Origin of the sequence: Metabacillus endolithicus, assembly GCF_023078335.1 — a bacterium.
Taxonomy (GTDB): domain Bacteria; phylum Bacillota; class Bacilli; order Bacillales; family Bacillaceae; genus Metabacillus; species Metabacillus endolithicus.
Map to the genome: position 1 here is coordinate 1,537,488 of NZ_CP095550.1, position 24,268 is coordinate 1,561,755.

Consider the following 24,268-nt stretch of genomic DNA (forward strand, 5'->3'; position numbering starts at 1 on the left):
GAAATTCCTTTCTTAATGGTTCATTAGATACCATAGCCTAACAATCCCTTTTTTAAAGCATATTCTACAAGTTCAGGTCTTGTTTTTAACTTTAATTTTTCCATAATCCTTGCCTTATGGTTTTCAACTGTTTTAACACTGATGATAAGCTTTTCTGCAATTTCTTTATTTGAAAACCCTTTTGCAATTAATGTTAGGACCTCTTTTTCTCGTTCTGATAGAAGGGAATACGTATCAACATTTGCTCCACTTTGTAATTTATCGAGATAATCCTCCATTAATTTCTTTGTTGCAGTTGGATATAAGTATGCTGAGCCCTCGGCAACAACAGTGATGGCATGAATCAATTCGTTATGAAGTGCACTTTTTAATATACACCCAGAGGCACCAGCCTGGATCACGCGGAATAAGTACTCTTCATCATCATGCATGGTTAAAATAAGAATCTGAACCTCAGGCCACCTTTTCTTAATTTCAACCGTTGCAGATAATCCATCTTTTCCATGTGGCATACTTAAATCCATTAAGACAACTTTTGGCTTAAGCTGTTCCACCATTTTGATAGCCTCGTCACCCTCAGAAGCTTCCCCTACAACCTCCATGTTTTCGATATCATTTATTAATAATTTTAACCCTGTGCGAACAACAGCGTGGTCATCAACTAATAAAATGGATGTTGTCAAAAATATCACCTCTCATTCTGAATGGATAAGGTTAGTTGACTATGATGTTCATCAATTCTCTCTAAATTGATTGTTCCTTTAACTAACTCCATCTTTTCTTTGTATTCTAGAATATGATCTAAAAACTGTTCATGCTGATTCTTTGATTGTAATTCTATTGTGTAGTTTATTCTAATTTGAACGATTTCTTCCCAAAAGCAAGTGACTTCTAGGTCGCTAACGGTAAAAAGGTCAGCTAGATTATTTAGCATATCTTTCAGTATTCGATAAGAAAATACTTCGACTATTTGCGGCAGTCGTTTCTTTTCACCATAGCTATGAATTTGAACTGATACTCCATTCTTTTTGCTATAGTTCATTAAAAAAGCTTCTATTGCCCCGTTTATTCCTTTATGACAAAAAGGTAGCACATCTTGAGAGATAAATCTTAAATCCTCGATCGTACACTTCGTTAATTTTATCATTTCTTCATTTCGAGTTCTATCTTGTCGGTCATCAATATATTGCTGCACATATTGTAAATGGTTAAATAATGCATACATCTTTTGCGCAATATCTTCATGTAAAAGAGAGGAAATTTCCTCTAGCTCCTTTTCATAATGCCGAAGCATATGTGTATCAAGTAAATCGTGTTTTTCACTGTTCATACTTTCACCTTTATCCGTAAGCATCTAAGAGTATGAAGTCTACTCTTAACTCTTATTTTAATGAATGGCTGTATTTGAGACTGTGATATTCATCACGGGTAGAAAATTTGGCTTATTATTAATCAAAAAAAGAGCCACTTTGGGCTCTTTTTTCGTTTATTCTTCAGAAAGATAGTTTTTCACACCATACTCTTCTTGCTTATCTTCTAACCAAGTTGGATATTCAGTTGACAACTTTTCATCGAACAAGATATCCTTAATTTCTTCTTTACTGTTATCAAAGTTTGCTTCAGCAGCTTCTTGAATTTCAGTTACTTTAATAATATGATAGCCGTATTCCGTTTTAACAGGCTCACTTATTTGATCGACCTTCATAGAAAATGCCGCTTTTTCGAATTCTGCTACCATACTTCCTTCTCCAAAGAATCCTAAGTCTCCCCCAGCTTCAGCAGTTGACGTATCTGTTGAATATTTTTTAGCTAGCTCTGCAAAGTCTTCTCCAGCATCGATCTTTTCTTTCACTTCTTTCGCTGTTTCTTCATCCTCAACTAAGATATGACTTGCCTTTACCTGTTTAGTTTGAGCAAAAGTATCTTTGTTTTCATCAAAATATGTTTGCATTTCCTCTTCAGTAATTTCAATCTTTGATTCTAGTAATTTTTCAATTTGAAGGTTTACTTTCACGTCTTCTTCTACATCTTCCATCGTTAAGCCGCTCGAAGCTAATGTTTGATTAAACGTGTCTTCTCCACCATATGTGGTGATTAACTCATCAAGCTCTGCATCTACTTCTTCATCAGTTATGGAGATGTTTTCTTTTGCAGTCTCTTGCTCAATGATGCTTTTTGTAATTAATGTGTCTACTGCAGTTGTCCCATTTTGCTTAACAAAATACGAATATAGATCGTCCTTTGTTACTGATTCATTTCCAACTTTTGCAACAACTTCACTTCTCGTAGAAAGAAAAATAAAAATGGCAATTGCTGCTACAACGAGAATCGCAAGGATGCCAATTGTTTTTTTACTTGTTAATAACTTCTCAACCATTGTAAAACTCCCTATTATGTTTATAGTCTTTCAATTTGTAATACTTGACTAGCTTTTACTATAAAGAGAAAGTGTGGGATAAATATGGACGAATTATGGGAAATTATGAAATGGTTACTCATTCAGTAGTTCATTCCGGCTCCTTAAAGAATGCTTCTGTTTTTTCTACTGAGAATAGATCCTTGCAATAGTATAAAGCGCTTACTAAGTCCAAGAAAAAAAGACCCCAAATTGGAGTCTTTTATAGAGCTGCTGTTGCAGCGTCATTATTATTTTTGAACGTTAGCAGCTTGTGGTCCACGAGCTCCTTGCTCTACTTCAAAAGTAACTGTTTGGCCTTCTTCTAAAGTTTTGAAGCCATCACCTTGGATTGCTGAGAAGTGTACGAATACATCGTCTTGTCCTTCTACTTCGATGAAACCGAAACCTTTTTCTGAATTAAACCATTTTACTTTACCTTGTAGCATTGTTTTTCCTCCTGCGTGGTATCTAAAAAGTCCACATTGTATTACTATTCTTGCTAGACAACGATTCTTCAAGAGGAAAAAACTTTTTAAAGCACTTCCATCTCTCAGTCTTATCCGAACAAAAATAATTAAGTCAATCTTAACACTTATTTTTGTTAAAATCAAGAAACTAAACAAGCTTTTATCCACAAATCTTCGATAAAAACCTACATATTTCTTACCACTAATGCCCATTATAGTGAATAAACCATTTTGATTTAAATGAGGTGGTACAATGAATACCCCTACCTATCAGGATATTTTAAAAATAAATGAAAACCTAAATAACTCAAGCTTTTCCCATTGGTATCACGATGATTTATTTACTGTAACATGGTGGTTTCTATTATTATCAACAATTGGACCATTTATAGTATGGAATAAATTTAGAGATCGAAATAGATCACTTGAACTAATTCTTTTCGGACTTATCAGTTCTTTGCTAGCTTCATTTCTAGATGAAGTAGGTATTTTCCTTGGATTGTGGGGATATCCGGACAAGCTTATTCCAATTATTCCGCCACTTGTACCGGCTGATGTTGCCGTTATCCCTATTTTTCCCATGCTAATCTACCAATATTCACCAACATTTACTTCTTATATATGGAAATATATTATTTTTGCTGGTATACTCGCATTTATGATTGAACCAGCTTTTGTAAAGTTTGATATGTATGCCAATCACAAGTGGTGGACACATACCTGCTCATTTATTGGATTGATTTTATATGGAATGATTATTTACTATTTCATCCGTTTTATTTTAACGCATTTTCAAAAAAGCTGATCATTCATTTTAAAAGGTTACATCCATCTTCCTTTTCAAAACGGCCTGTTTATGCTTGATAAAAGGTTACTTGGTTCTTCCCCTTATCTTTAGATTGATAAAGGGCTTGATCTGCTAAATCGATAACCTCATCAGGTTCTATGCCACATTCAGGCCAAATAGCTCCACCAATACTACATCTAATAACAACCTCAACTCCATCTCCTAACGAGATCGGTGAATTGATAGAACTAATTATGCTTTCTCCTAATTCGATCCCTTCATCTATTCTGGAATTTGTTTCACAACGAATAATTAAAATAAATTCATCTCCACCGAGCCGTGCCACAAAATCCCCTTTCTTAACAGACGCCTTCAATCTGTCTGCAACTTTTACTAATAAATCGTCACCAGCCTGATGGCCGTAAATATCATTTATATCTTTAAAGCCATCTAAATCCATAAATAAAAAGAAATAATTTTCATCATTAGTATCGTTCTCTAACTTTTTATCAATATAAGAGTATAATGCTACTCTGTTTGGCAGCCCTGTAAGGCTGTCTTTTAGAGCAAGTTTTTTCATTCTTCCAAGCTCAGATTTCGTTTCCATAATGGTATCGACCATTTCTCTTAAGGATAAGGAAAGATCATTCAAATCCCTAATTCGTGTAAAATAAGGTATTTCTGTACGTTCTCCCCTTTTTAGTTGATTGGCTGCAATGGCAATTTCCTTAAGAGGATTGGCAACTCTACCTGCAATAAACCAGCCAATCACGGCAAACAAAATCGCGGCTATCATTCCCACTGTTAATGTATAGCTTTTTAACTTTTCAACCGAAGCAAAGGCAGTGTCAACGGGTTCTCGCACAATAATCTTCCAGTTAAGACCTGGGTAATTTAAATATCCATCACTGTAAGAATAACTTGTTACATAATCTCTTCCATCGGGCCACTTCCTAATATTCCAATTCTTATCAGATATTGAATTGTCATTTGTTAACGATGTCGGCAAAGCAGTACCAATCATATTGTCTGGCCCCAACAGAATACGATTGTCTTCTGAGCGAATGATAAATACTTCAACACGCTTTGCACTTTTTAAGTGTGCTTTATATGGCTCAATAATCGACCTATGTATTTCTTTTGACCAATCCCAGCTAAGGTGAGAGGCTAACACCCCCGAAAACTCTCCTTTCTGATTACGGACTGGAAAACTAATATCAACAAACTCCACAGGTTCTCCATTGGGACTAGGCATTAATTTTGCAAGCAATACTGCTTCATGAACGTCACCGACAAATGGCTTTTTTATTGCTTCAAGATAAACAGGACGCTCTTTAATGCTATTTCCTACTAACATATTGTTTGTTGCTACAATCACTTCTCCTTCTTTATTCGTTATTCCAACCCAGGAAAAAGAAGAGATGTTCTTTTGTAACTCGTTTAAAAGGACTCTCTTGTCATTAAGATTCCCCTCATCTTTTATGGTGTTTAGCTCACTAAGAAGCTTTAACTCGTTATATCGGGACCACATAAAAAAGTCTAATTTATCAGCCATCTGATAGGAAACATTTGATAATGAGTTTCCAATTTCCTCTTCCATTTCCTCACTTGATTTAGATCCAACAGAAATAGTCAAAACAGCTGTTAACAATATAATAAAGATTAAAAATGTTAATGAAAAAAATGTCCGTAAACTAACATGTGACATAGGAGGTTCTCCTTATTTCAACCGTAAATTTAACCACAAGACTCTTCTATCTTATAGCCTATTTTTTATATCGGTAAACTTTTAAAAATCTAAACTCTTTCAGAAAAAAATATCTATTAATAAAGGCAGTTGACACGATGTCAACTGCCTTCCTCTTACTATTAAGCTCTTTTAAATGGCCACCAATTTGCTGCTCCAAATGTTTTTACCATAACTGGAATAAATAATGGTAATACAATGAGAGCATATAACAGTAGTCCTGTTAGAATAATAGATGCTATTTGAATAAGAGATAACATGCCTGATGGAATCATCGCTGCAAATGTCCCACCTAAAATGACAACAGCCGAAATAATAACTGTTCCCATTTTCTTCATCGCGAGCAGCATCGCTTCACCAACTGAAAGATCTTTATATTCATTAAAGCGATCCATTAAGAAGATACTATAATCAACGCCTAAGGCTACTAATATAACAAAGCCGAAGAATGGCACCGCCCAGCTAATTCCTGAATAACCCAAGATGTTAACAAAGATAACTTCATTAATTCCCATAGCTGTATAATAAGTTAATATTAATGATCCAATAATATAGATTGGCATAATGATTGAGCGGAACAAGAAAACAAGAATAATAGAAATACCAACAAGCATCAAAACAACTGTACGTGAATAATCGTTATTAGACATTGTACTTAAGTCAGCATTTGTACTTGTAATTCCACCAATAGCCACCTTTGCATTTTCAAGCTTTGTATCTTTCGTAGCTCTTTCAATTGCTGCATTTAACTCATCTACTTGATTAATCGCTTCATTTGAATAAGGATTTGCTTTGAAGATGACATCAAGCGTCATGACTTTACGATCGTCAGACAAGTAGGTGTCTAAAGCTTGTTCGAAGTCCTCACTCTCTAACACTTCTTCTGGTAAATAAAATCCTGATTCAGATGATTGAGATAAATCTGCTAAATAATCTTGAGCTGAGCCAAGACCATCAGACACCTTATTCAAACCGTCAACACTTTGCGCTAATCCATCTGTTAATTGACTCATTTGACCATTTAAATCACCAAATCCATCAAGTAATTGTTGCTGTCCTTTTGTTACCTCTGAAAGACCATTTGAAACTTGCGGAATACCGTTAACGGCTTGACCTTGGTAATCGGCAAGCTGATTTAAGCCTGCTTGTTGCTGATCAATTCCTTGAATTAGTTGTTGAAGTCCGTTTACAATTTGCTGCTGTCCTTCAATTAATTTTTGGAATTGACCATTCGCTGTGTTCATTCCGCCTTGAATTGCTGCAAGTCCAGTATTTAACTCCTCAATTCCTCCAGATAATGTTGGCAATTGAGTTTGTGCAACATTTTGGACTGTACCCTTAATTGCAGCATAATTTGAATCTTCCGCTAGTCCCACATATGCTTCATTATTTTCTAAAGCCTCAAAATCTGAATTCAACGATTTTAGTACATCTGATAAATCAGAGATACCTGAACCAATTTTGACATATCCACTATTTAAATTACCAATATTTGTTTCAACATCTTGGTATCCCTTTAATAATTGTTTACTTCCTTCTAAAGCTTGTTCAGCCCTGCCTTAGTTTTTGCTAATCCGTCTTTTATATCACCTGAACCAGCTGAACCTTGACGAATTCCTTCTTCGATTTTCGCTAAATTAGTTTGAAGTTCTGACACACCTGAATTAAGCTTTGTCGTCCCAGTAATTAAATCACCAATACCGTCAGTTGCTTCTTTCAACTTTGGTGCAGAACCTGCCATTTCACTTTCTGCTTCAGCTAAACCATCACTGATTTTTTCGATTCCTTCATTACCATCTCCAAGGCCTTCTTCAAGACTTTCTGCTTGTTTTGATACATAAAAGTCTTCAATTTTCTCTCCAGTCGGTCTTGTTACAGAACGAACAGTGTCAACTAAATCAACCTTTTCTAATTCCTTCGTAATTTTCTCAGCGAGAGCAATGTATTCGGTAGAACCCATCTCTTCATCATTCTTAAGAACTACTTGAGTTGGCATTGAATCCCCAGGTCCAAAGCTATCCGATATAGCATTAAAGGCTTTTATTGAATTATAATCTCCACCTATTTCCTCAAGAGAATTAAATGATAATTCTCCATCATAGAAAGCTAAAAACGGCACAGATACACATGCAACAACAAGAAGTGCAATAAGAGGTCTTGCGAGAGAAAAACGTCCAACAACTCCCCATATTTTGCTATCTTTGTGCTCTAATGTTCCTTTTGATGGCCAGAAGATTTTGTTTCCTAACACTGCCATAAAAAATGGAACAACAGTGAATAAAGCTATTAAAAGAATGGCAACTCCTACTGCTACAGCTGATGCTGATTGATACAATTTAAATTGTGAGAAGCCAATAGCAGCAAACCCAATCATAACAGCCAAGCCACTAAAGAAAACGGTTCTTCCCGCGTTACGATATGTCTCAACTATTGCCTCTGTGACACTCTCTTTATGTGATAACTCTTCTTTAAAACGACTTAATAAAAGGATACAATAATCTGTCCCGATTCCAAATAATACAGCCACTAGGAAGATTTGTGTAAAGTTGGATATCGGAAAATTCATTACATCAACCAGCACAGAAACGATTGATTGTGATGCTAAGTAGGTAAGACCTACTGTTATTAAAGGTATGATTGGTGCAATAATTGATCGGAAAACTAACAGTAAGACAGCTAAAATAAAGACAACTGTAATTCCCTCAGTCTTCTTTAGACCTTCCTGTGAGCTTGTCATAACATCCTGATCAATCATCCAGCCACTTGTATAATAATGTTCAACATTTACGTCTTCAATTGTTTTATAGAGTAAAGCAGATATCTCTTTTGCTTCACGATCATTTCTGTTAATTGTCACATTAGCAAGAATCGTTTTTCCATCTTCTGAAACTAACTGCTCTTCTAATGCTTCCTCGTTAAAATGAGTTAAAATATCCGTAACATCTAATTCTTCATTTTCTTCTAACAAGTGAATCGCTTTTTCAGCTTCCTTCATTTCTTCATTCGTTAATTTATTATCATTATGAAAAACGAGAGCTGCTGAAATTTCATCGCCTACACTTTCTTTCGCCTGGACTTCATTCATGATCTCGTCGGCTAACGATGATGAATAACCATCAGGCACACTAACCTGGCCTTTTTCCTTTACTAGGTCCGCCATGTTAGGAGCAACTAAAAATAATCCTACAACGATCGCTACCCATCCGATGATAACAAGCCATTTTGCTTTTATAATTGCGTTCACAACTACTCCTCCATTTTACAGTCTTTTAAATTATCCAACAGAGTGTTTAATTTCTCATATGTTTCAATAAATGAGACAATTTCATCTTCATCAAAACTAGTAATGATCGACTCAACCAACCTATGAATTTTCTCTTCTGTTTTTTCAAACAATTCTGTTCCCTTTTCTGTTAAGGTTAAATAAATAACCCTACGGTCATTTTCATCCCTTGTTCGTTTAATTAACTCCTTTTCTGTTAGTCGGTTAATGATTGCTGTAATGGCACTTTTTTTCACATCAAAGATCTCAGATAGCTCAGTAGATGTAAACGTACCAACTTTATGTATATATCTGAGCGTATAGTGCTGGTCGTTTGTTATAAAGTCTCCAATACTATCCTTAACAAGACTTTCCCCCTTTTTAGTAACAGAAAAGCTTACTGCAAGATAACGATTAATTAAATCTTCTATTTGTTTTTCCTTCATAAAAGGAGCCACCCTTTCAAAGTAATTAAACTATTTAACTATTAACGTGTTTAACTATAATTTTTTTATCTTCTTCTGTCAATAAATAATTCTTATTCTCTCTAAATAAAATCATTCATAACATCTAACAAGTTATATTTAGCATATAGTTACCAATAAAGGGAAACATAGGAGTAAAAGAAAAGGAGAGGTATAGATGAGATCTTTCATAGGACGTAGACGATTCATTAATAAAGAATACCAACATATTTCGTTACTTTTCTTTATTATTTTTGGTTTACTTTGTGTTGGTTATTTCGTAGATTATCTTATTTTTCAGGATTGGTCATTTTTATATGTCACCTCTCTTGCTCCGCTTTTTCTCGGAATTGTATACAAGCTAAAAAGTAAAGGTGAAGGTGAAAAGAAAATTGTTTTAACACCAAAAAGATAGTCCAGCAAAAAAAGAAGGAGCAACTATTGCCCCTTCTTCTGTTTCTCACTCTTTAATGTTACGATCGCAGACTCAAGATACATCTTATATTTCTCTGCTTCCTCTGTTTGTTCAGTATGTAATACGTTGATGATTCTTTCAAAGTTATCAATCAAATGATCTTCCTTCATTCCACGTGAAGTTAGAATATTATTTAGCCAAAGTGCGTAGTCAATAAACAGCTTTTCCTCATTAAGAGAATAGGCCGTATCTAAATGCTTAAAATGATGATAATTATCTTCAACACATTTTTTTCTTCCTAGTTCTCCATATTTTTCTTCTAAAATTGGATAGGCCTCATATATCCCTTCTACAATCTCATCAATCATAGAGGCAATGACTTCCTGCTTCATTCTGCCACCACTTCATATCTTTGAACAATTGGTTTAATAGATGCAAGCTCTTGATCAGGGTAATTTTTCTCCAGTTCATGCACTTTTTTGTATGCATCACTTGTTACCCAGTTCAAATAATCTTGCTTTGTTTTCCAATTAATTTGAACGGTTAATTCATTAGGTTTTACTTCGTTTTGTAATAACTGAAACGATTGAAACCCCTCATATGTATCGACAAGTTTAGAACGTGTCTGATATATTCCAATAACCTCTTCCACCTTTTCTATTGGGACATTGAAGGTTGAATGAACAATATACATGTAAAACTCTCTCCCCGCGTAGATAGTGTATGATGCTTCCTTCACTATTATAGATGAGATAGGTTTACCTGAAAACTATCCTGTCTTTTACTGAAAATTGTATATCTATTTCATACTCTCCCCTTTTTTTGAAATACTATCATAGAATTTGAAACAGTGGGGGTTAGAATGTGAAAAAAATGCCAATGACTTCAATTACTAGCGGAATGGGAATTGAGGTAGTACCAGATGTTTTTTGTTTATCTGTTCAAATCGTAAATGTCGTATTTATTGGAGATCCCAAGCAGTCTAATGAATTTGTCTTAGTCGATGCAGGTATGCCTGAGTCACATGAGCTCATTATCTCTGAAGCCTCAAAAGAGATTCGGGGATGGCTGCAAACCTACTAGTATCGTTTTAACACATGGACATTTTGACCATGTAGGAGCGTTAAAAGAACTGCTAAATAAATGGGATGTTCCAGTATATGCCCATCCTTTAGAAGCACCTTATCTGTCTGGAAGAAGTGACTATCCACCACCAAACCCAGAGGCTGAAGGACTGGTTGCTAAAATGTCACCGATGTTTCCAAGACATAGTATAGATGTTAGTTCAAATCTTGAACTGCTAAATGAGGAGGGGGTTATTCCTTCTTTAGCGGACTGGCGGTTCATTCATACACCTGGACATACGCCTGGTCACATTTCTTTGTTCAGAGAATATGATCGAGCTCTAATTGTCGGAGATGCTTTTACTACAGTTGAACAAGAATCCTTATATGACGTGATGACCCAGAAACAAGAAATGCATGGTCCACCTGCATACTTTACTATAGATTGGAAAGCTGCTGAAGAATCTGTAAAAAAACTCGAGTCTCTTAAACCTTCCATCGCTGTATCAGGCCATGGTCTTCCGATAGCTGATGATGAATTAACAACGAATTTAAAAAAGCTTGTTGATACTTTTGCTGAAACTGAAGTACCTGAAAATAAGAAATAAAATGTTTCTAACGCATTAGCGTTTCCTGCTATTGCGTTTTTTTATGGTTAATTTCATGACAAATAAATCTTGATAATGTGTTTCTAACCTCTTAATTTTCACCATACACTTTAATGATGACAAATTAAGGAGGGACCTCATGATTATCATAGGAAACAGAGAAGTAAATGGAAACGAATTAAAATCCTCCGCTTTTAAGACAGAACAAATTGAAATGATCGACAAAATGGATCGTTATCAAGAAAGCTATTCTTTTATGAATAATCAGCATTTTCAATTCACACTTCAAATACGATATGCAACAATCCAGGCTGCTCGTCACTTATTGGCCAGTAAGGCTAAATTTACGACCTTTGAGCGTGCGCACTGTAATGAGCGTTTCTGGAATTTAACAGAGCAAGGCGGCTTTAAACTAAAGCAAGGAATGAATCCGGCTGATGCCATTAACGATATTTTCCAGAATGGTGTAGAGTATGGATTTGAATGTGCTACTGCGATGGTTATCATCTTTTATAAAGCTGTTTTAGATTCCATTAATAATGCTCAATTCAACCGTATTTATCAGGGCATTTACCTTCGCGACTGGCAATCAGATAATGATTTGCCAATCTATACGAGACGGGGAAATGATTACTTACCAGGAGATTGCTTGTATTTTGATAATCCTCAATTTAATCCAAAAACACCCCAATGGCGAGGAGAAAATGTGATTGATTTAGGCAATGACCTATATTTCGGTCATGGTATCGGCATAAAAACAGCAGAAGGAATCATTGAATCCTTAAATAAGAGAAGAAAAGCTTATGCAACGGAGTCTGCGTATCTTCTTTCACAAGTTACCAGATTAGATAACCGGTATCTGTATCAATTCTCTAATAATGCTCAATCTAGAGCTCAGATTCCAACTTTTCTTGCTTCAAAAACAATCGTTAGTAAAATAGGCAGTGCCACTTTTTATCATTAAGCTACTGATAAAAAGGCAATCGGGAACGACCGATTGCCTTTTCTTTACATTTATTTGGTTCTCTTCCTTTTTATTCTACCGAATAAGTACATAATCATTGTCACAATAACAGAAAGCAGTGTGTATAGTAGCACCCAAATGAAAAAGGATTCATTGAATAGAAGGAGCATTAAAAAGGTAAAGAGGACAAATAGAATGGCTGGTGTAACATAGGTTTTTTTCGTTACACTGTAACCAACTATTGAAATGACAAGTACAGTGATTGGGAAAACCAAAAAGATAAGCTGAAATTCCATACTTCACCTCAAACGGTATGTGCTTTTATGTTTTCTCATTTTACCATAAAACAAATAAAAGAAACCATCTTAGGATGGAGCTTATTATTTCCACAACCAACATATTTCATTAAAATTTCACACTTATCTAATGATCTTAAAATAAACATCACGTCGTCTTGGGCCATCAAATTCACAGAAGTAAATTCCTTGCCATGTTCCAAGTAATAATCTTCCATTTGTAACGATTATTGTTTGTGAGCTGCCAACAGTGCTCGCTTTCATATGTGCTGCCGTGTTACCTTCTCCATGTAAATCTTTTACAAGTTTCCATGGGTAAACTTCATCAAAGCGTCGCAACATATCAGTTTTAACATCTGGGTCGGCATTTTCATTGATCGTAATTCCAGCAGTTGTATGTGGACAATATACCAAAACTGCACCCTCGTCCGTATTCTGCTCATTTATGAACGATTGAACTAAATGCGTGACTTCAATCATTTCATCCCGTTTATGAGTTTCTAACGTGTGTTTCCTTAACATAAAAAATCTCCTTTCTATTCCTATTAACACTAGTATATACCGTTAAAAGCAGTCTCTTAAACATTTTCGTTTCATAAATAGAATTGAAAACACAGTTAAGAAAAAAACTAGTCCAACTTAACATAACAGGTTCGGTTTACGGTTCAACTCTTCAAGAATCACCAAGATAAGCTACTAAGCGTAGAAACTCCTCTTATTGAGGAAATAGCACAAAAAATAGATTAAATAGACGGAAAGATTCCGCCTATTTAATTGAAAAAGATGAAAATGGACCATTTTACTTTACTTAACCGGAAAAACTCCGCTTATTGAAACTATCATCGGTTACTCAATTAATCCGTCACTCAGACATCCCCCTGGTAGTTACATATCATTTTTAGCTCACCAACTGGAAAAACAATGAGCATTTCATGCAGACAAAACTTTATGTCTCCATGTTAAAAGTGGTTCGAAATTCAGAGCGAATTTACCGTTCATTTTAATAAGCCCATACAAATCAACAAAAAAGAAGCAGTCTTATTCATTTGCGAATAGGACTGCTAATTGGCGTTCTAATTTAGTTTTTGTATCGAGTAACCAAATCTGTTAATTTTACAAAACTAGTTTTTTTCTTTTATTTATTGTCATCTCCATTTTCACTAGGAATAAGGATTTGACCACTCCAGTCCTTTTTAAGCAAAGTCTGAAGAATCAACTTTGACAGCTTGCTTGGTTGATAAGGTTTTATTAGGTATTCGTTAGCTCCAAGAGCCAAGCCCTTTTCTTTTTCATCTAAAGCCGTTGAAATAAAGATTGGTATTGACTTAAATTCATCTATTGCTTTTAATTCCTTAATAATTTCCCAACCATCAAGCCCTTTTTCCTCTAACATGATATCCAGGACAATAGCATCTGGCTTTTCTTCTTTTATTGCTGCTAATGCCTCTTCCCCATTACTGTAGATTTTTACATAAAAATGACTTTCCTCTAATTCTGTTTGCAGAAGATTTGCAAGACTGTTATCATCTTCAACAATAATGACATTCACTTTCCCCTTGTTTTCCTGATCATGTGGCTTATCATCTTGAAGATTTCCTCCAATAACTAATGGAAAGCTAACAGTAAAAGTACTACCTTCTTTTAATACAGATTGTACGAAAACATCACCTTCATGGGCTTTCATGATTTCTTTTACAATAGCTAAACCTAGTCCTGTTCCACCGATTCTTCTTCTATCAGAATTATCTACTCTATAAAACTTCGTAAACAATTTATGAATTGCATCTTCCGGGATCCCAAGACCTTGGTCTTTAACGGAAACATTCAAATTAGGTCCTTCTTCAAATACATTTATTAAGATGTCTCCTCCATCTGGAGAATATTTAATAGCATTGCTTATTAAATTATTAAATACTTGGCCAATCTTATCTTTATCTCCTAATACCATCGTATTACTTGTCTGAATATCACAATGTATAGTGTGAGAAGGGTTATTCACTTGATATGTTTCAATAATATTCATGATAAGCGGTACGAGATCATCGTACTTTTTATCATAAGTTTGTTTTCCGGCTTCCATTCGTTGAACATCCAGGAAATCATTAATTAAAGCTGTCAATCGCTTCGCTTCTTGGTAAATGGTTGTTAAATATTTTCTTTGTCGTTCAGGCTTTAATTCCTTATTCAGCATAAGTTCTGTAAAGCCAAGAACACTTGCTAGAGGTGTTCTAAGTTCATGGCTTACGGTACTGACAAATTCAGACTTCATTACATCAACTTCATATTCCTTTGTGATATCACGGTGAACAATAACGGTTCCGAATTTTTCACCTGCTCTAGTCAGCGGTTCACAATATACTTGAACCACACGATTAGCAGGACTATGTTGATGATAGATAAAAGAAGATTGATCTGTTTTACCGTCTATGAGAATTGAGTCAAAAAATTGTTTTAATTCTTGTTTATTTTCAACAGAATTTGTTAGCCTCGAAAGCCATTTTTCATATGAATCATCAACAAGTGTATCTCGATGACATTCAATAATATCACATATTTTTTGATTAACCTGTATCACTTTACCCTTTACATCAATCAGCTGAATTCCTTCATTAATAGTATCTAGAATATCTTGTGTTAATAAACGCTCTTCCTCAGAATGTTCAAAAATATGAATTTTATCTAGAGAAATGGCAATTTGTTTGCTAAGTCCGTCATATTCCACTAATTCATCCTCTTTGAAGGATGTAGAATATCTTGAATAGACCATAATAGCCTCCATCTCACCTGATGATGATAGTACAGGCATATACAGATCGTAACAATAGGATTTAGCAAGATGGAATCCTTTTTCTTCCTCATTGCACTCTCGTTTTATTGTATAAGGTTTTCTAAGATCCTTTAACTTCTCAATTTCACCAGAATTTATGTTATGAATAAATTGCTCTACACCTTCTGAAGAAAGACCAATACTAGCATGTTGATGTGTGCGATCCATCACAACAACAACCCCTTTATCGCCCCCTATTACCTCACACATTGTTTGCACAATACTGTCCAATACTTTTTGTTTATCTAGTGTATTAGCAATACCTTTTACAAGGTCATTACGTCTCTTAAGATCCAGCTCTCTTTTTTGAGCAATTTCTAAAGCTTCTTCAAGCTCAGTTTGCTGTGCCTGTAATTCATCCTGCTGAGCTAGTAACTCTTCATTCTGTGCACTAAGGTCTTGCTCCTTATCTTGTATACTCTTTGTCATTTTCTCAAATGCAGAAGAAAGTAGCCCTAATTCATCTTGTCGATTGGATGTATCAGTGAATAAAATAGGATTTCCATCTGTTATTTGACCTGCAGCAAGGGTTAGCTTATTTAAAGGAATACCGATATTGTTCAGCATTTTTCGAACAAAACCAACCATAGCTATGATTAACAATAATAGAAATACACCAAACAATGTTTGACTTAATGCAATTTTACTTCTTTGTTCGTCTTTCAGTATGGTAAGCTGCTCTTCAAGTTTTGTTGTATATTTCTTGATATTATCTTGATATGTTCGTATTGTATCTGAACCATTTTGATTTACAGCTATTTGATAAACTTGATCTTCTTGATTACTATCATAAAGCGCCTTGGACTTTGGCATAATATCTTCAAAATAATATTGATAAAAGTCCTTTGTTTGCTGGATAAATAACACATCTTCTTCCGTATCAGCAACACTTTCTAACTCTTCTATTTTTCCAACAACTTTGTCTCTTTGTTTTAAAACTGCATTATAATACGTTTCTTCACCTTTATACGCAAAATAGGCTCTCATTTCTGAAATTGCTAAATTGAAGGAGTAATCCAAGTCTGAAACAATTGTTTCTTTTACTTCCAATTTTCTACTTTCACTATCAAAGTTATCCAAAATTGAGTTTTCATAAATCATCAAAGCCGCTACTAAAAGGCTAAAGACTAAAATAATCGTGAAAGTCAAAACACCATATTGTCTTGCCAAACTTGTTTTTATATATTTATCGAGCTTCACCTAAAATCTCCTCAATTCTTTCAACCAGCTGTATTGGGCTAAAAGGCTTTGACATAAAATAATCCGCTCCCGCTTCTAGTACCTTTTGCTGATCTGTTGCCTGACTCTTTGCACTTAGCATCATGATTTTTGTTTGTATGTTTTCCTTTCGTATCAACTCAATTAATTCTAAGCCGGTATAAACAGGCATCATATAATCTAGCAGAATAAGATCATAATCATTCTGCTTGATAAGATCGTACGCCTCTTGCCCATCACAAGCTTCATTAATTGAATACCCCTCATCTTCAAGAGTATCAACAACGAGCATTCGTAACACTTCTTCATCTTCTGCAAGTAATATTTTTGACATATGCTTTAACTCCCTACATCGCTTTCTTTTAAAAATCTCAGACTCGTATAAAATTCACAAGTCTGAGATTTTTTTGGGTTATTCGTTAATATTGGTATTTTTAAATGTTTCCTGCAGATCATTGTAAGACTTCTTCAAGCGTTCATGATATGTTGGTTCATCCCAATTATCCCAAGAATATTGGATCCAATCACCTTCTAAAGAAGGTACCATCTGAACAGGGTCCTGGTCTTTATTTGTTACAACAACCTTTGCAAAAAGAGATTGGATTTTTTCTGAGCTAGCTATTCCTTTTTCTGACCACACATCGCCCATAATTTCTTTTTGACTTGGATCTTTCACATTAATCATTAACCAAGGAAGACGAAGTTCTAAAGTTCCATCCTTTATATAGTAATCCGCAAGGGAAGTTGAGTTCTCCTTTTGTGGATTGGCTACACCATATGTTAATTTTCCTGTCTCATATGATGAAAAAGGAACAGTCATTTGTCCTTCTTCTTTATTTATCGTCAATTCTTTGTTAAGTGTTAAGCGTATTGGGTGATAAATTCCATTATTTTTTTTATTAGCATAATCTTTTGTCTCAATCATATTAAGCACTTTTCCATAATGATAGTAGAACGTATCATAGTAGCTATCAACTAACACTCTTGATTGATCCTCACCGTTAAGCTCAACTAGAAAATCAATACCTTCTTCATTAACACCTTTCACATTAGGAATGGTCGATTGCCCTTGATTTTTTATCGTGTTTAACAGAATCGACGTATTATATTTTTCTGGATTCCATTTTGTTTGATCATAATCAATTCTTATGAATAAACCTCGTTCATCACTAGACATGAAAACATTTTTTATTGGCTCTTCTTTATTACTTTGAGCAAGCGGGTCTGCATTTCTGGCCTTCCAATCAGAAGTGTCACCATCAATTTGCAACTGAGTTTCTTCCGTATCAGGATCAAAGCTTAACAGCCCAAAATGTTGCTCATTTGTCTGAATATTATCCCAAAATGGTCGACGATCAGGATTATCATATTCCATCGTATTCCATGTTCGTTTAAACCACTCATCCTGCCATGAGAAAACAAGTCCTCCCGCCATGTTTTGTTCAACAATATCTTCATATAGGCTCGATAGAAATTGACCTTGTTCTTGTTCTGAATGATTTCCTTGGTCATAGCCATGGACGTTTTCATGAGTTAACCCTCGTGATGCTGGAATTCCATACTCAGCAACGACCACTGGCATATCGTGATGTTCTTTCATATCATTTAAGTAACCAGCATAGTTATTCTTTTCCCCACGATGATCAATAAAGTTAACATATTTCTCCTCATAATTTAGGAAGTCCGGATAATAAGGGTAAATATGGTATGAAGCAAACAAACCTGGATAAAACGATTCCTTGGCTTTTATCTTGTTCGGATTAATAGACACCTTGTCTTCATCCTCACTAGGTTCAGCAGGGTGTGTTAACAAATCAGTTGTTACCCAATTAGTGAAACTCATTGGATGCTGCCATTGATAGTGTTCCGCTTCATATGATGCTGTATAATCCATCATTTCAGCGAGCCACACTTCAAATGCAGAAGCATTTGAAGTCGCCATATACTTCCCGTCATAATTGGTTTTAGTAGGATATTTTTCATTCGTCCTAATTACACTATCAGGATCCCACTCAACTCCAATGATCCACCCTAGAAGATACGGAGATAGATCATGAACATATTTTCCACTTGCATGACCTGTTCTTTCTTCAATGTCGGCATTTCCATGAATAATATCAACTGTTCGCTGTATTTCCGCCTTAAAATCATCCATTACTTCCGGATCATAGGCCGTTCTTTTCGCTTCTGCATCAAAAAATACATCTTCATTTACCCATACACCGTGAAAGAGATAAAGAGGATCTTCACGGCTAATGTTATGCTCATATAATGCCTGATAAAAGGCAGGCGGATGAATGGTATAAACACGTAAAGCATTAGCATTCATTTCACTTATTTGGTCAAACCATCTTGCATATTCTTGTTTTGTTATGCCTGTTTCTCCAGGGAAAGTCCCTGGTTTGGCGATTCCCATATTAACACCTTTAATTAGGACATCTTCCCAGGCTCCGTTTTTATAAACTTGAAGGTAATCTTCATTAGCAGCTCCAATTAATTTCATTCCTTCTTTTGTTAAAACCTCTGGTTCAACTTTTGCATTTTGACTAACAGGTGCTTTCTCTCTTTCTGTTAAAATGGTAGTCATCATCGGTACGTAAGCTTTCCAAAAGAATGTATCTGTTCTACCCTTTTGCTCAAAAGAAAACAGCTTTTGCCACATCGACAAACCACTCATTTGATAAATACTTGGTACTTTCTCCTGATCAACAAAATCACCTGCAAAATAATAGCTATCATACATTTGATTATTATGGTGAATAACAGCTGGGAACTTTGTTGGTATATTAAATTCGTTTAGCTTTTGTTTACCACTATCAGTTAATGGTAAATCAAACGTAGCTTGGACCTCTTCCTCACTACGTGCATTTACTATATCAAACCAATAGTTATATTGAACGGTCTTATCCATATCAAATGTAGACAATCCTTTATCAGTAAGTGTAAATAAAGCATGGTCATCAGATGTATCTTTGTTCGTCAAAACAACCACTTGATCTTCTTCGTTTACAAAAACAAAACCGTTTCCCGTATACTCAAAAGGCTTTCCATATTGGGCTTCATAGTTATTTTTCACCCAAATAGGCACTTCAGCATTGCTTAATTCATTGAAATATCTTCCCATCCAGCCTGTCCAATCTATGTTTAACAGATTATAAAACTCCTGACGAACCTTCTCTTCCGTTGGGGATCCAAATGTATTAAATTCAGCAATAAGCGTTTGTTCATTTTCAATAAGAGAGGCTGATAATGCTCTAACCTCTTCAATTGTCATCCCACCGTACAATAACTCTGAACGATTTCCTTCTTGATTCCCTTCAAGATATTCATCTTTATACACACCATATCCATCAGCTAAATACAACACATCGTAAGGAGATAAATCGTCCGGAAATTCTCTCGTATCAAATTTTGGTGGCTCATTACTTGGCACAAATCCAACATAATCATCTTGTGCCTTGTATACATCACCATCATCCTTAGTCAATTTCAGATGATTAAGTAACCACACTAACCCTTTATGTTCCCGATAAGACTGATCAGGAACCGTTTTATCAATAATCAATACGTTGACATTTTCACTTGCTTTTAATTGCCAAAACCAAAAAGGAGAAGTGAATAAAACTAGTAGTAATAACAGTCCAGTGATAATCAGTACATTTTTTTTATTCATTTGACACACCTTTTCTAACCATTTCTCCCCAGCCTTTTTTCCCTATAAGCATCTCAAGCATTCCCTCTACTCTCCAAATAACGGTAAGAGGGCGATACCAAAATGTTTCTGTTATAGAAACAAGAAATAAAATGACAAAATGTTTCACTTTAGGATATCTTTCCATACTCCATTCCTCTAATAAAACAGAGGCCATAGAATAGATGGAACCGTATATTAATGAGAGAAGAAAGAAGATAATAGCATACTCTAAATAGATACTTCCTGCAAAAATAGAAAGTATTAGGATTATATATCCTATTAATTCAATGAACGGACCTAAAAACTCAACAAAAAAGAAATATGGCATAGAGAACATGCCAATTGAGCCGTACTTTGGATTAAACATTAATTTTCGATGCTTCCATAAACTATCAAATAAGCCTTTATGCCATCTTTTTCTTTGACGTCTTAAATATTTTATGGATTCCGGGGCCTCAGTCCAACAAACCGGGTCAGGTACATAGATAATCTTTTTGTTTTCTTTCTTTTCTTTAATCAATCGATGAAGCCTAACGACAAGCTCCATATCCTCTCCTACAGTGTGAGCATAGCCTCCTGCTTCAATAACCCACTTCTTTGAAAAAACACCAAATGCACCTGATACGATCAGCAATAAATTATTTTCACTTAACCCTACTCTGCCGGTTAAAAATGCTCTTAAATACTCAATAATTTGCATAACGACAAGTGGTTTCTTTGGAAGATCTATCTTTGTAAGCTCACCATTCTGTATTTCACAGCCATTAGCGATTCTAACACTCCCACCTGAGGCTATGACCTCGTCATCTGATTCAATAATTGGCTTTAATACCTTCAAGAAAGCATTTCTTTCAATAATGGAATCGCCATCTAAGGAGCAAAAATAAGGATATTTTGTAAGATTAATTCCTGCGTTTAGCGCATCTGCTTTTCCCCCATTTTCCTTATCAATGACATACATATAAGGATAAATCGTGGATTGGTAAACAGCTTTGACTTCTTTTGTATCCAACTGCTTTCTTATAACTCGGTTAATTTTCACCATATTAAATCGGTCAATTAGCTTTTCAAGTGTATCGTCTTTTGAACCATCATTGATGATGATAATTTCATATTCAGGATATTCAATACTTATCAGTGAGCGGATACTCCCATAAATTCCTGCTGATTCATTATAGGCGGGTACAAGAATGGAGACAGGCTTAGTAAATTCAGATTGAAGCAATTCTTCATAAGGTTCAAACTCATCTAACTCATAATTTTTACGTATATTGAGTAGGGAAATAACAAGCATAGCTCCATACACAACAATAATGATGATCATGTAGATAAAGATAAACCAACTACCAACTACTAACAAACTAGACCAATTAATATTCAACGCCCTCCTTTTCAAGCCATTCAAGGGCCATATCTTTTGCAAAATCATCATTTGAATCTGATACGACTTTTCGTAATATGTCTACCCCACCCTTAAACTGTAAAATTGCTTTGGCTGCCTCAGAACGAACAACATACTCACGATCTGATAATAATGCAACTAAACTATCTTTAAATGAACTTATTCTTCTAACACCCGCAGCTTTTGCTGCCATCATCCGAACTTGCCAGCTTGTTGATTGAAAAAACTTACTTAATATAGCTTCATCTAAAGGTGCCCCTGTATTAGCGAAAGCCTTTAAGGTTCTAATCCTCAACTCTTCGTCATTATTCTCAAGTAATTTTTGCATTAGATTAACGTGATTTAAATATTGTTTTTTCCCGATCGTCTCAATCATCATGTATTGCATTTGTTTTGATAATGACCCAAAGTCATCTGCTAGTTCATTAAAATGCTCTTCTTTCAAGAGAGATAAAATAGATAATAGCGTAAAATTTGAAATAGCTGGATCAACATCCTTTAAATAATAAACAATCTTATTGTCATGAAATTTAGCAAAAAGATTTAGCATCTGAAATTTTTCAGTACGTGTTACATTTTTTTTAACATATAATTTATGCAGCTCATCTACTAGGTGATCCATATAAAAATCCTCAATAGAATATAAAGCATTCATTCTTAAGCTCCATCGCCGTTGCTTTAGTTCACTTTTTATATAATTTGTTAAGTGTTTTTGCGCAAATTCGCTTATTCTTCCTTTTACATCCTCACTATCAAGTACATTTGAATATTCATTAAGCAATTCAATTAGTGCAATAAATTTCTCTTCGGTTTTATCAGGTTGCAAATCCCCTTCTTCACCCGATTGTAGAAAATGAAACATATCTAAGCGATATGTTTCTTTAAGATCATCAATTTTTATCCTTTTTTGATTATGAAAATGCTTTATAATAAGCAAATACGTAAACAAACTAATTAAGATAAAAAACATTGCCAGAAATAAAATAAAAAGCAACACTAAACTTATCTCAAACATATTATTTCATCCTCTTAATTAAGTGACCTAATCGGGTTTCAAGCTCTAATAATTTAAACGGCTTTGTTATATAATCATCTGCCCCTAGCTGCAAAGCCCTCGAGATGTCATGTTCACTTTTTCGGGATGTTAGCATCATCACTGTAAATCTTTCCTGATATTGAAGACTTCTTAATTTCTGCAATACTTCCAATCCATCCATTCTCGGCATCATGCCATCAAGTATGAGTAAGTAAGGATCTTTGGTATTAAGATGCCACCCTGCTTCCATAAACTCCATACCATCTTTGAATGTTTTAATATCAAGAGTAAATCCATCTGTAAACTTACTTTTACTGATTAAATCCTCAAGCATTGTACGAATAATTGGATCATCATCAATAATTCCAATGTGAATTGGCTTTTTAGAATACTTGACATTATTTACTGCAGCAACTTTCACCTGATTTCTACCAGACTCTTTCGCCTCGTAAAGCGCTCCATCTGCAATCTCTATATTCTCTTTTAAATCCAATTGAGTTGGGTGCACTTCATGTATACCTGCCGAGAACGAATTATAGAATTCAGAATCTCCAAATTTAAAAACCGTGTTGGAAAATTCCTTTAAAATTCGCTCAATAACAAGTTTTGCCTCATTTGCTTCTGTTTCAGGTAGAAGAATAATAAATTCCTCTCCACCATACCGAATGATGATGTCATTAACTCTTAGACCCTTTCTAACAACATCAGCAAATGTTGCTAAAACCTCATCTCCTACTGTATGACCGTATGTGTCATTTACTTGTTTAAAATGATCTAAATCAATAAGTGCTAAGCAAAATGGCTCATACCTTCTATTTAAATTACTAATCAGCCTGTCATATGTTTGAGCTAGGTATTTCCTGTTATAAACCCTTGTTAACTCGTCTATTAACATCACATCGTCAATTGCTTGTTTTCGCTCAAGTTGGCGGTTTATCCTTACAATAAATTCATCCATCTCCAAAGGTTTTTGTATGAAATCGTCAGCACCCAGCTTATAGCTCTGCATTCTGATTTCCTTTGATTTATCAACACTAATCATGATAGTAGGAATGAACTGCTGCTTCATTTTTTCTTTTATTTGTAACAATACATCTAATCCATTTTTATCTTTCATATGAACATCAATGACAACACAATCAGGATTTAAGTCATAATAAGAATAAATAGCACGGTCTGGATCAGCAACAGCGATCACCACCCAACCTTCTTTCTCTAATTCATCCTTAAGGTACATTAATAATGCCGTATCATCATCGATTAGCAAAATAAGGTTTTTATCTTCATACTCTTGTTTGTTCTCAATAATTTCATCAACATTGGAATACTCTTCATAATAAATAATGGAAATAAGGGGTAGCAAAAAAGCTTGCAATTCCTCTTTGTTCCAAACTCGTTCTTCATGCTCCTTTAAATGGCTCATCAATTCTTGAGCCATATCTCCAGCTTCAGAAAATCCAATTGTTGCGGCAGTTCCAGATATGGAGTGAAGAAAACGATAAAGTTCTTTATGTTGTATTTCTTGTTGTTCATTTAACCAAGCTTCAAGCTGTTTTCGAACATTCTTTATTAAAGTTTGCAAATATTTACTCATTGGGTCTCTCCTACTTAAAACGAAT

The 24,268-nt window shown here is 34.8% G+C and carries 19 protein-coding genes and 2 pseudogenes; 4 read left to right on the top strand and 17 right to left on the bottom strand.

What is annotated here, in order from left to right; genetic code table 11:
* Positions 1 to 23: 23 nt before the first annotated feature.
* From MVE64_RS08290 to MVE64_RS08305, 4 genes are all read right to left on the bottom strand, one after another.
* On the bottom strand, positions 24 to 683 hold the full coding sequence (locus MVE64_RS08290; protein ID WP_247345431.1) for a response regulator: 660 nt from the start codon (positions 681 to 683) through the stop codon (positions 24 to 26).
* 5 nt (positions 684 to 688) lie between these two features.
* Positions 689 to 1,330 carry a sensor histidine kinase gene (locus tag MVE64_RS08295; RefSeq protein ID WP_247345434.1) on the bottom strand — a complete coding sequence of 214 codons (642 nt, stop codon included), beginning with the start codon at positions 1,328 to 1,330 and terminating at the stop codon, positions 689 to 691.
* 156 nt (positions 1,331 to 1,486) lie between these two features.
* Positions 1,487 to 2,377, bottom strand: coding sequence for a peptidylprolyl isomerase (locus MVE64_RS08300; protein ID WP_247345436.1), 891 nt, complete (start codon positions 2,375 to 2,377; stop codon positions 1,487 to 1,489).
* Between the two features lie 269 nt (positions 2,378 to 2,646).
* Positions 2,647 to 2,844: a cold-shock protein gene (locus MVE64_RS08305; RefSeq protein WP_026558957.1), complete on the bottom strand. Its 198-nt coding sequence runs from the start codon at positions 2,842 to 2,844 to the stop codon at positions 2,647 to 2,649.
* A gap of 274 nt (positions 2,845 to 3,118) precedes the next feature.
* Between MVE64_RS08305 and MVE64_RS08310 the strand changes: the two genes are divergently transcribed.
* Positions 3,119 to 3,670: a CBO0543 family protein gene (locus MVE64_RS08310; protein ID WP_247345438.1), complete on the top strand. Its 552-nt coding sequence runs from the start codon at positions 3,119 to 3,121 to the stop codon at positions 3,668 to 3,670.
* 49 nt (positions 3,671 to 3,719) lie between these two features.
* On the opposite strand, the gene MVE64_RS08315 is transcribed toward MVE64_RS08310, so the two are convergent.
* The 3 genes and pseudogenes from MVE64_RS08315 to MVE64_RS08325 form a co-directional block, all read right to left on the bottom strand.
* The gene (locus MVE64_RS08315; protein ID WP_247345441.1) at positions 3,720 to 5,360 is read right to left on the bottom strand and encodes a sensor domain-containing diguanylate cyclase; all 1,641 of its coding nucleotides are present in this window, start codon (positions 5,358 to 5,360) and stop codon (positions 3,720 to 3,722) included.
* Between the two features lie 161 nt (positions 5,361 to 5,521).
* Positions 5,522 to 8,643 (bottom strand): annotated as a pseudogene (locus MVE64_RS08320) (MMPL family transporter).
* Positions 8,644 to 8,645: 2 nt separating this feature from the next.
* Positions 8,646 to 9,107, bottom strand: a complete 462-nt coding sequence (locus tag MVE64_RS08325; RefSeq protein ID WP_247345443.1) for a MarR family winged helix-turn-helix transcriptional regulator — start codon at positions 9,105 to 9,107, stop codon at positions 8,646 to 8,648.
* 196 nt (positions 9,108 to 9,303) lie between these two features.
* Here MVE64_RS08325 and MVE64_RS08330 point away from each other — a divergent pair, with 196 nt between their 5' ends.
* Positions 9,304 to 9,540: a hypothetical protein gene (locus MVE64_RS08330; protein WP_247345446.1), complete on the top strand. Its 237-nt coding sequence runs from the start codon at positions 9,304 to 9,306 to the stop codon at positions 9,538 to 9,540.
* Between the two features lie 23 nt (positions 9,541 to 9,563).
* On the opposite strand, the gene MVE64_RS08335 is transcribed toward MVE64_RS08330, so the two are convergent.
* Together MVE64_RS08335 and MVE64_RS08340 are read right to left on the bottom strand one after the other, a co-directional pair.
* A complete protein-coding gene (locus tag MVE64_RS08335) occupies positions 9,564 to 9,932 on the bottom strand; it encodes a hypothetical protein (protein WP_247345447.1) in 369 nt (122 codons plus the stop codon).
* Positions 9,929 to 10,234, bottom strand: a complete 306-nt coding sequence (locus tag MVE64_RS08340; RefSeq protein ID WP_247345450.1) for an antibiotic biosynthesis monooxygenase family protein — start codon at positions 10,232 to 10,234, stop codon at positions 9,929 to 9,931. Before MVE64_RS08340 ends, MVE64_RS08335 begins: the two co-directional genes overlap by 4 nt.
* Positions 10,235 to 10,413: 179 nt before the next feature.
* On the opposite strand from MVE64_RS08340, the pseudogene MVE64_RS08345 reads away from it, so the two are divergent.
* Both MVE64_RS08345 and MVE64_RS08350 read left to right on the top strand, forming a co-directional pair.
* Positions 10,414 to 11,212, top strand: a pseudogene (locus tag MVE64_RS08345) (MBL fold metallo-hydrolase).
* 139 nt (positions 11,213 to 11,351) lie between these two features.
* Entirely contained in the window at positions 11,352 to 12,176 is an 825-nt protein-coding gene (locus tag MVE64_RS08350) for a protein-glutamine gamma-glutamyltransferase (RefSeq protein ID WP_247345453.1), read from the top strand.
* A 50-nt stretch (positions 12,177 to 12,226) separates the two neighbouring features.
* Here the strand turns inward: MVE64_RS08350 and MVE64_RS08355 are convergent, their stop codons facing one another.
* From MVE64_RS08355 to MVE64_RS08390, 8 genes are all read right to left on the bottom strand, one after another.
* A complete protein-coding gene (locus MVE64_RS08355; protein ID WP_247345455.1) occupies positions 12,227 to 12,472 on the bottom strand; it encodes a DUF2651 family protein in 246 nt (81 codons plus the stop codon).
* Positions 12,473 to 12,595: 123 nt separating this feature from the next.
* A complete protein-coding gene (locus MVE64_RS08360) occupies positions 12,596 to 12,994 on the bottom strand; it encodes a secondary thiamine-phosphate synthase enzyme YjbQ (RefSeq protein ID WP_247345457.1) in 399 nt (132 codons plus the stop codon).
* Between the two features lie 613 nt (positions 12,995 to 13,607).
* Positions 13,608 to 16,499 carry an ATP-binding protein gene (locus MVE64_RS08365; RefSeq protein WP_247345460.1) on the bottom strand — a complete coding sequence of 964 codons (2,892 nt, stop codon included), beginning with the start codon at positions 16,497 to 16,499 and terminating at the stop codon, positions 13,608 to 13,610.
* Complete coding sequence (locus MVE64_RS08370) at positions 16,486 to 16,851, bottom strand: response regulator transcription factor (RefSeq protein WP_247345463.1); 366 nt, start codon at positions 16,849 to 16,851, stop codon at positions 16,486 to 16,488. The genes MVE64_RS08365 and MVE64_RS08370 overlap by 14 nt, the downstream gene beginning before the upstream one ends.
* 78 nt (positions 16,852 to 16,929) lie before the next feature.
* A complete protein-coding gene (locus tag MVE64_RS08375) occupies positions 16,930 to 20,190 on the bottom strand; it encodes a hypothetical protein (protein ID WP_247345465.1) in 3,261 nt (1,086 codons plus the stop codon).
* Positions 20,183 to 21,535, bottom strand: a complete 1,353-nt coding sequence (locus MVE64_RS08380) for a glycosyltransferase family 2 protein (RefSeq protein WP_247346997.1) — start codon at positions 21,533 to 21,535, stop codon at positions 20,183 to 20,185. The genes MVE64_RS08375 and MVE64_RS08380 overlap by 8 nt, the downstream gene beginning before the upstream one ends.
* A gap of 46 nt (positions 21,536 to 21,581) precedes the next feature.
* The gene (locus MVE64_RS08385; protein WP_247345468.1) at positions 21,582 to 22,628 is read right to left on the bottom strand and encodes a HEAT repeat domain-containing protein; all 1,047 of its coding nucleotides are present in this window, start codon (positions 22,626 to 22,628) and stop codon (positions 21,582 to 21,584) included.
* Position 22,629: 1 nt separating this feature from the next.
* Positions 22,630 to 24,243 carry a diguanylate cyclase gene (locus tag MVE64_RS08390; protein ID WP_247345470.1) on the bottom strand — a complete coding sequence of 538 codons (1,614 nt, stop codon included), beginning with the start codon at positions 24,241 to 24,243 and terminating at the stop codon, positions 22,630 to 22,632.
* Between the last annotated feature and the right edge of the window lie 25 nt (positions 24,244 to 24,268).

Bases quoted from the DNA above. Each gene is read 5' to 3' on its own strand.
- MVE64_RS08380 (WP_247346997.1), bottom strand. From the start codon at position 21,535: ATGATCATCATTATTGTTGTGTATGGAGCTATGCTTGTTATTTCCCTA.
- MVE64_RS08330 (WP_247345446.1), top strand. From the start codon at position 9,304: ATGAGATCTTTCATAGGACGTAGACGATTCATTAATAAAGAATACCAA.
- MVE64_RS08295 (WP_247345434.1), bottom strand. From the start codon at position 1,330: ATGAACAGTGAAAAACACGATTTACTTGATACACATATGCTTCGGCAT.
- MVE64_RS08310 (WP_247345438.1), top strand. From the start codon at position 3,119: ATGAATACCCCTACCTATCAGGATATTTTAAAAATAAATGAAAACCTA.
- MVE64_RS08325 (WP_247345443.1), bottom strand. From the start codon at position 9,107: ATGAAGGAAAAACAAATAGAAGATTTAATTAATCGTTATCTTGCAGTA.
- MVE64_RS08375 (WP_247345465.1), bottom strand. From the start codon at position 20,190: ATGAATAAAAAAAATGTACTGATTATCACTGGACTGTTATTACTACTA.
- MVE64_RS08360 (WP_247345457.1), bottom strand. From the start codon at position 12,994: ATGTTAAGGAAACACACGTTAGAAACTCATAAACGGGATGAAATGATT.
- MVE64_RS08300 (WP_247345436.1), bottom strand. From the start codon at position 2,377: ATGGTTGAGAAGTTATTAACAAGTAAAAAAACAATTGGCATCCTTGCG.
- MVE64_RS08370 (WP_247345463.1), bottom strand. From the start codon at position 16,851: ATGTCAAAAATATTACTTGCAGAAGATGAAGAAGTGTTACGAATGCTC.
- MVE64_RS08305 (WP_026558957.1), bottom strand. From the start codon at position 2,844: ATGCTACAAGGTAAAGTAAAATGGTTTAATTCAGAAAAAGGTTTCGGT.
- MVE64_RS08350 (WP_247345453.1), top strand. From the start codon at position 11,352: ATGATTATCATAGGAAACAGAGAAGTAAATGGAAACGAATTAAAATCC.
- MVE64_RS08385 (WP_247345468.1), bottom strand. From the start codon at position 22,628: ATGTTTGAGATAAGTTTAGTGTTGCTTTTTATTTTATTTCTGGCAATG.
- MVE64_RS08390 (WP_247345470.1), bottom strand. From the start codon at position 24,243: ATGAGTAAATATTTGCAAACTTTAATAAAGAATGTTCGAAAACAGCTT.
- MVE64_RS08315 (WP_247345441.1), bottom strand. From the start codon at position 5,360: ATGTCACATGTTAGTTTACGGACATTTTTTTCATTAACATTTTTAATC.
- MVE64_RS08335 (WP_247345447.1), bottom strand. From the start codon at position 9,932: ATGAAGCAGGAAGTCATTGCCTCTATGATTGATGAGATTGTAGAAGGG.
- MVE64_RS08340 (WP_247345450.1), bottom strand. From the start codon at position 10,234: ATGTATATTGTTCATTCAACCTTCAATGTCCCAATAGAAAAGGTGGAA.
- MVE64_RS08355 (WP_247345455.1), bottom strand. From the start codon at position 12,472: ATGGAATTTCAGCTTATCTTTTTGGTTTTCCCAATCACTGTACTTGTC.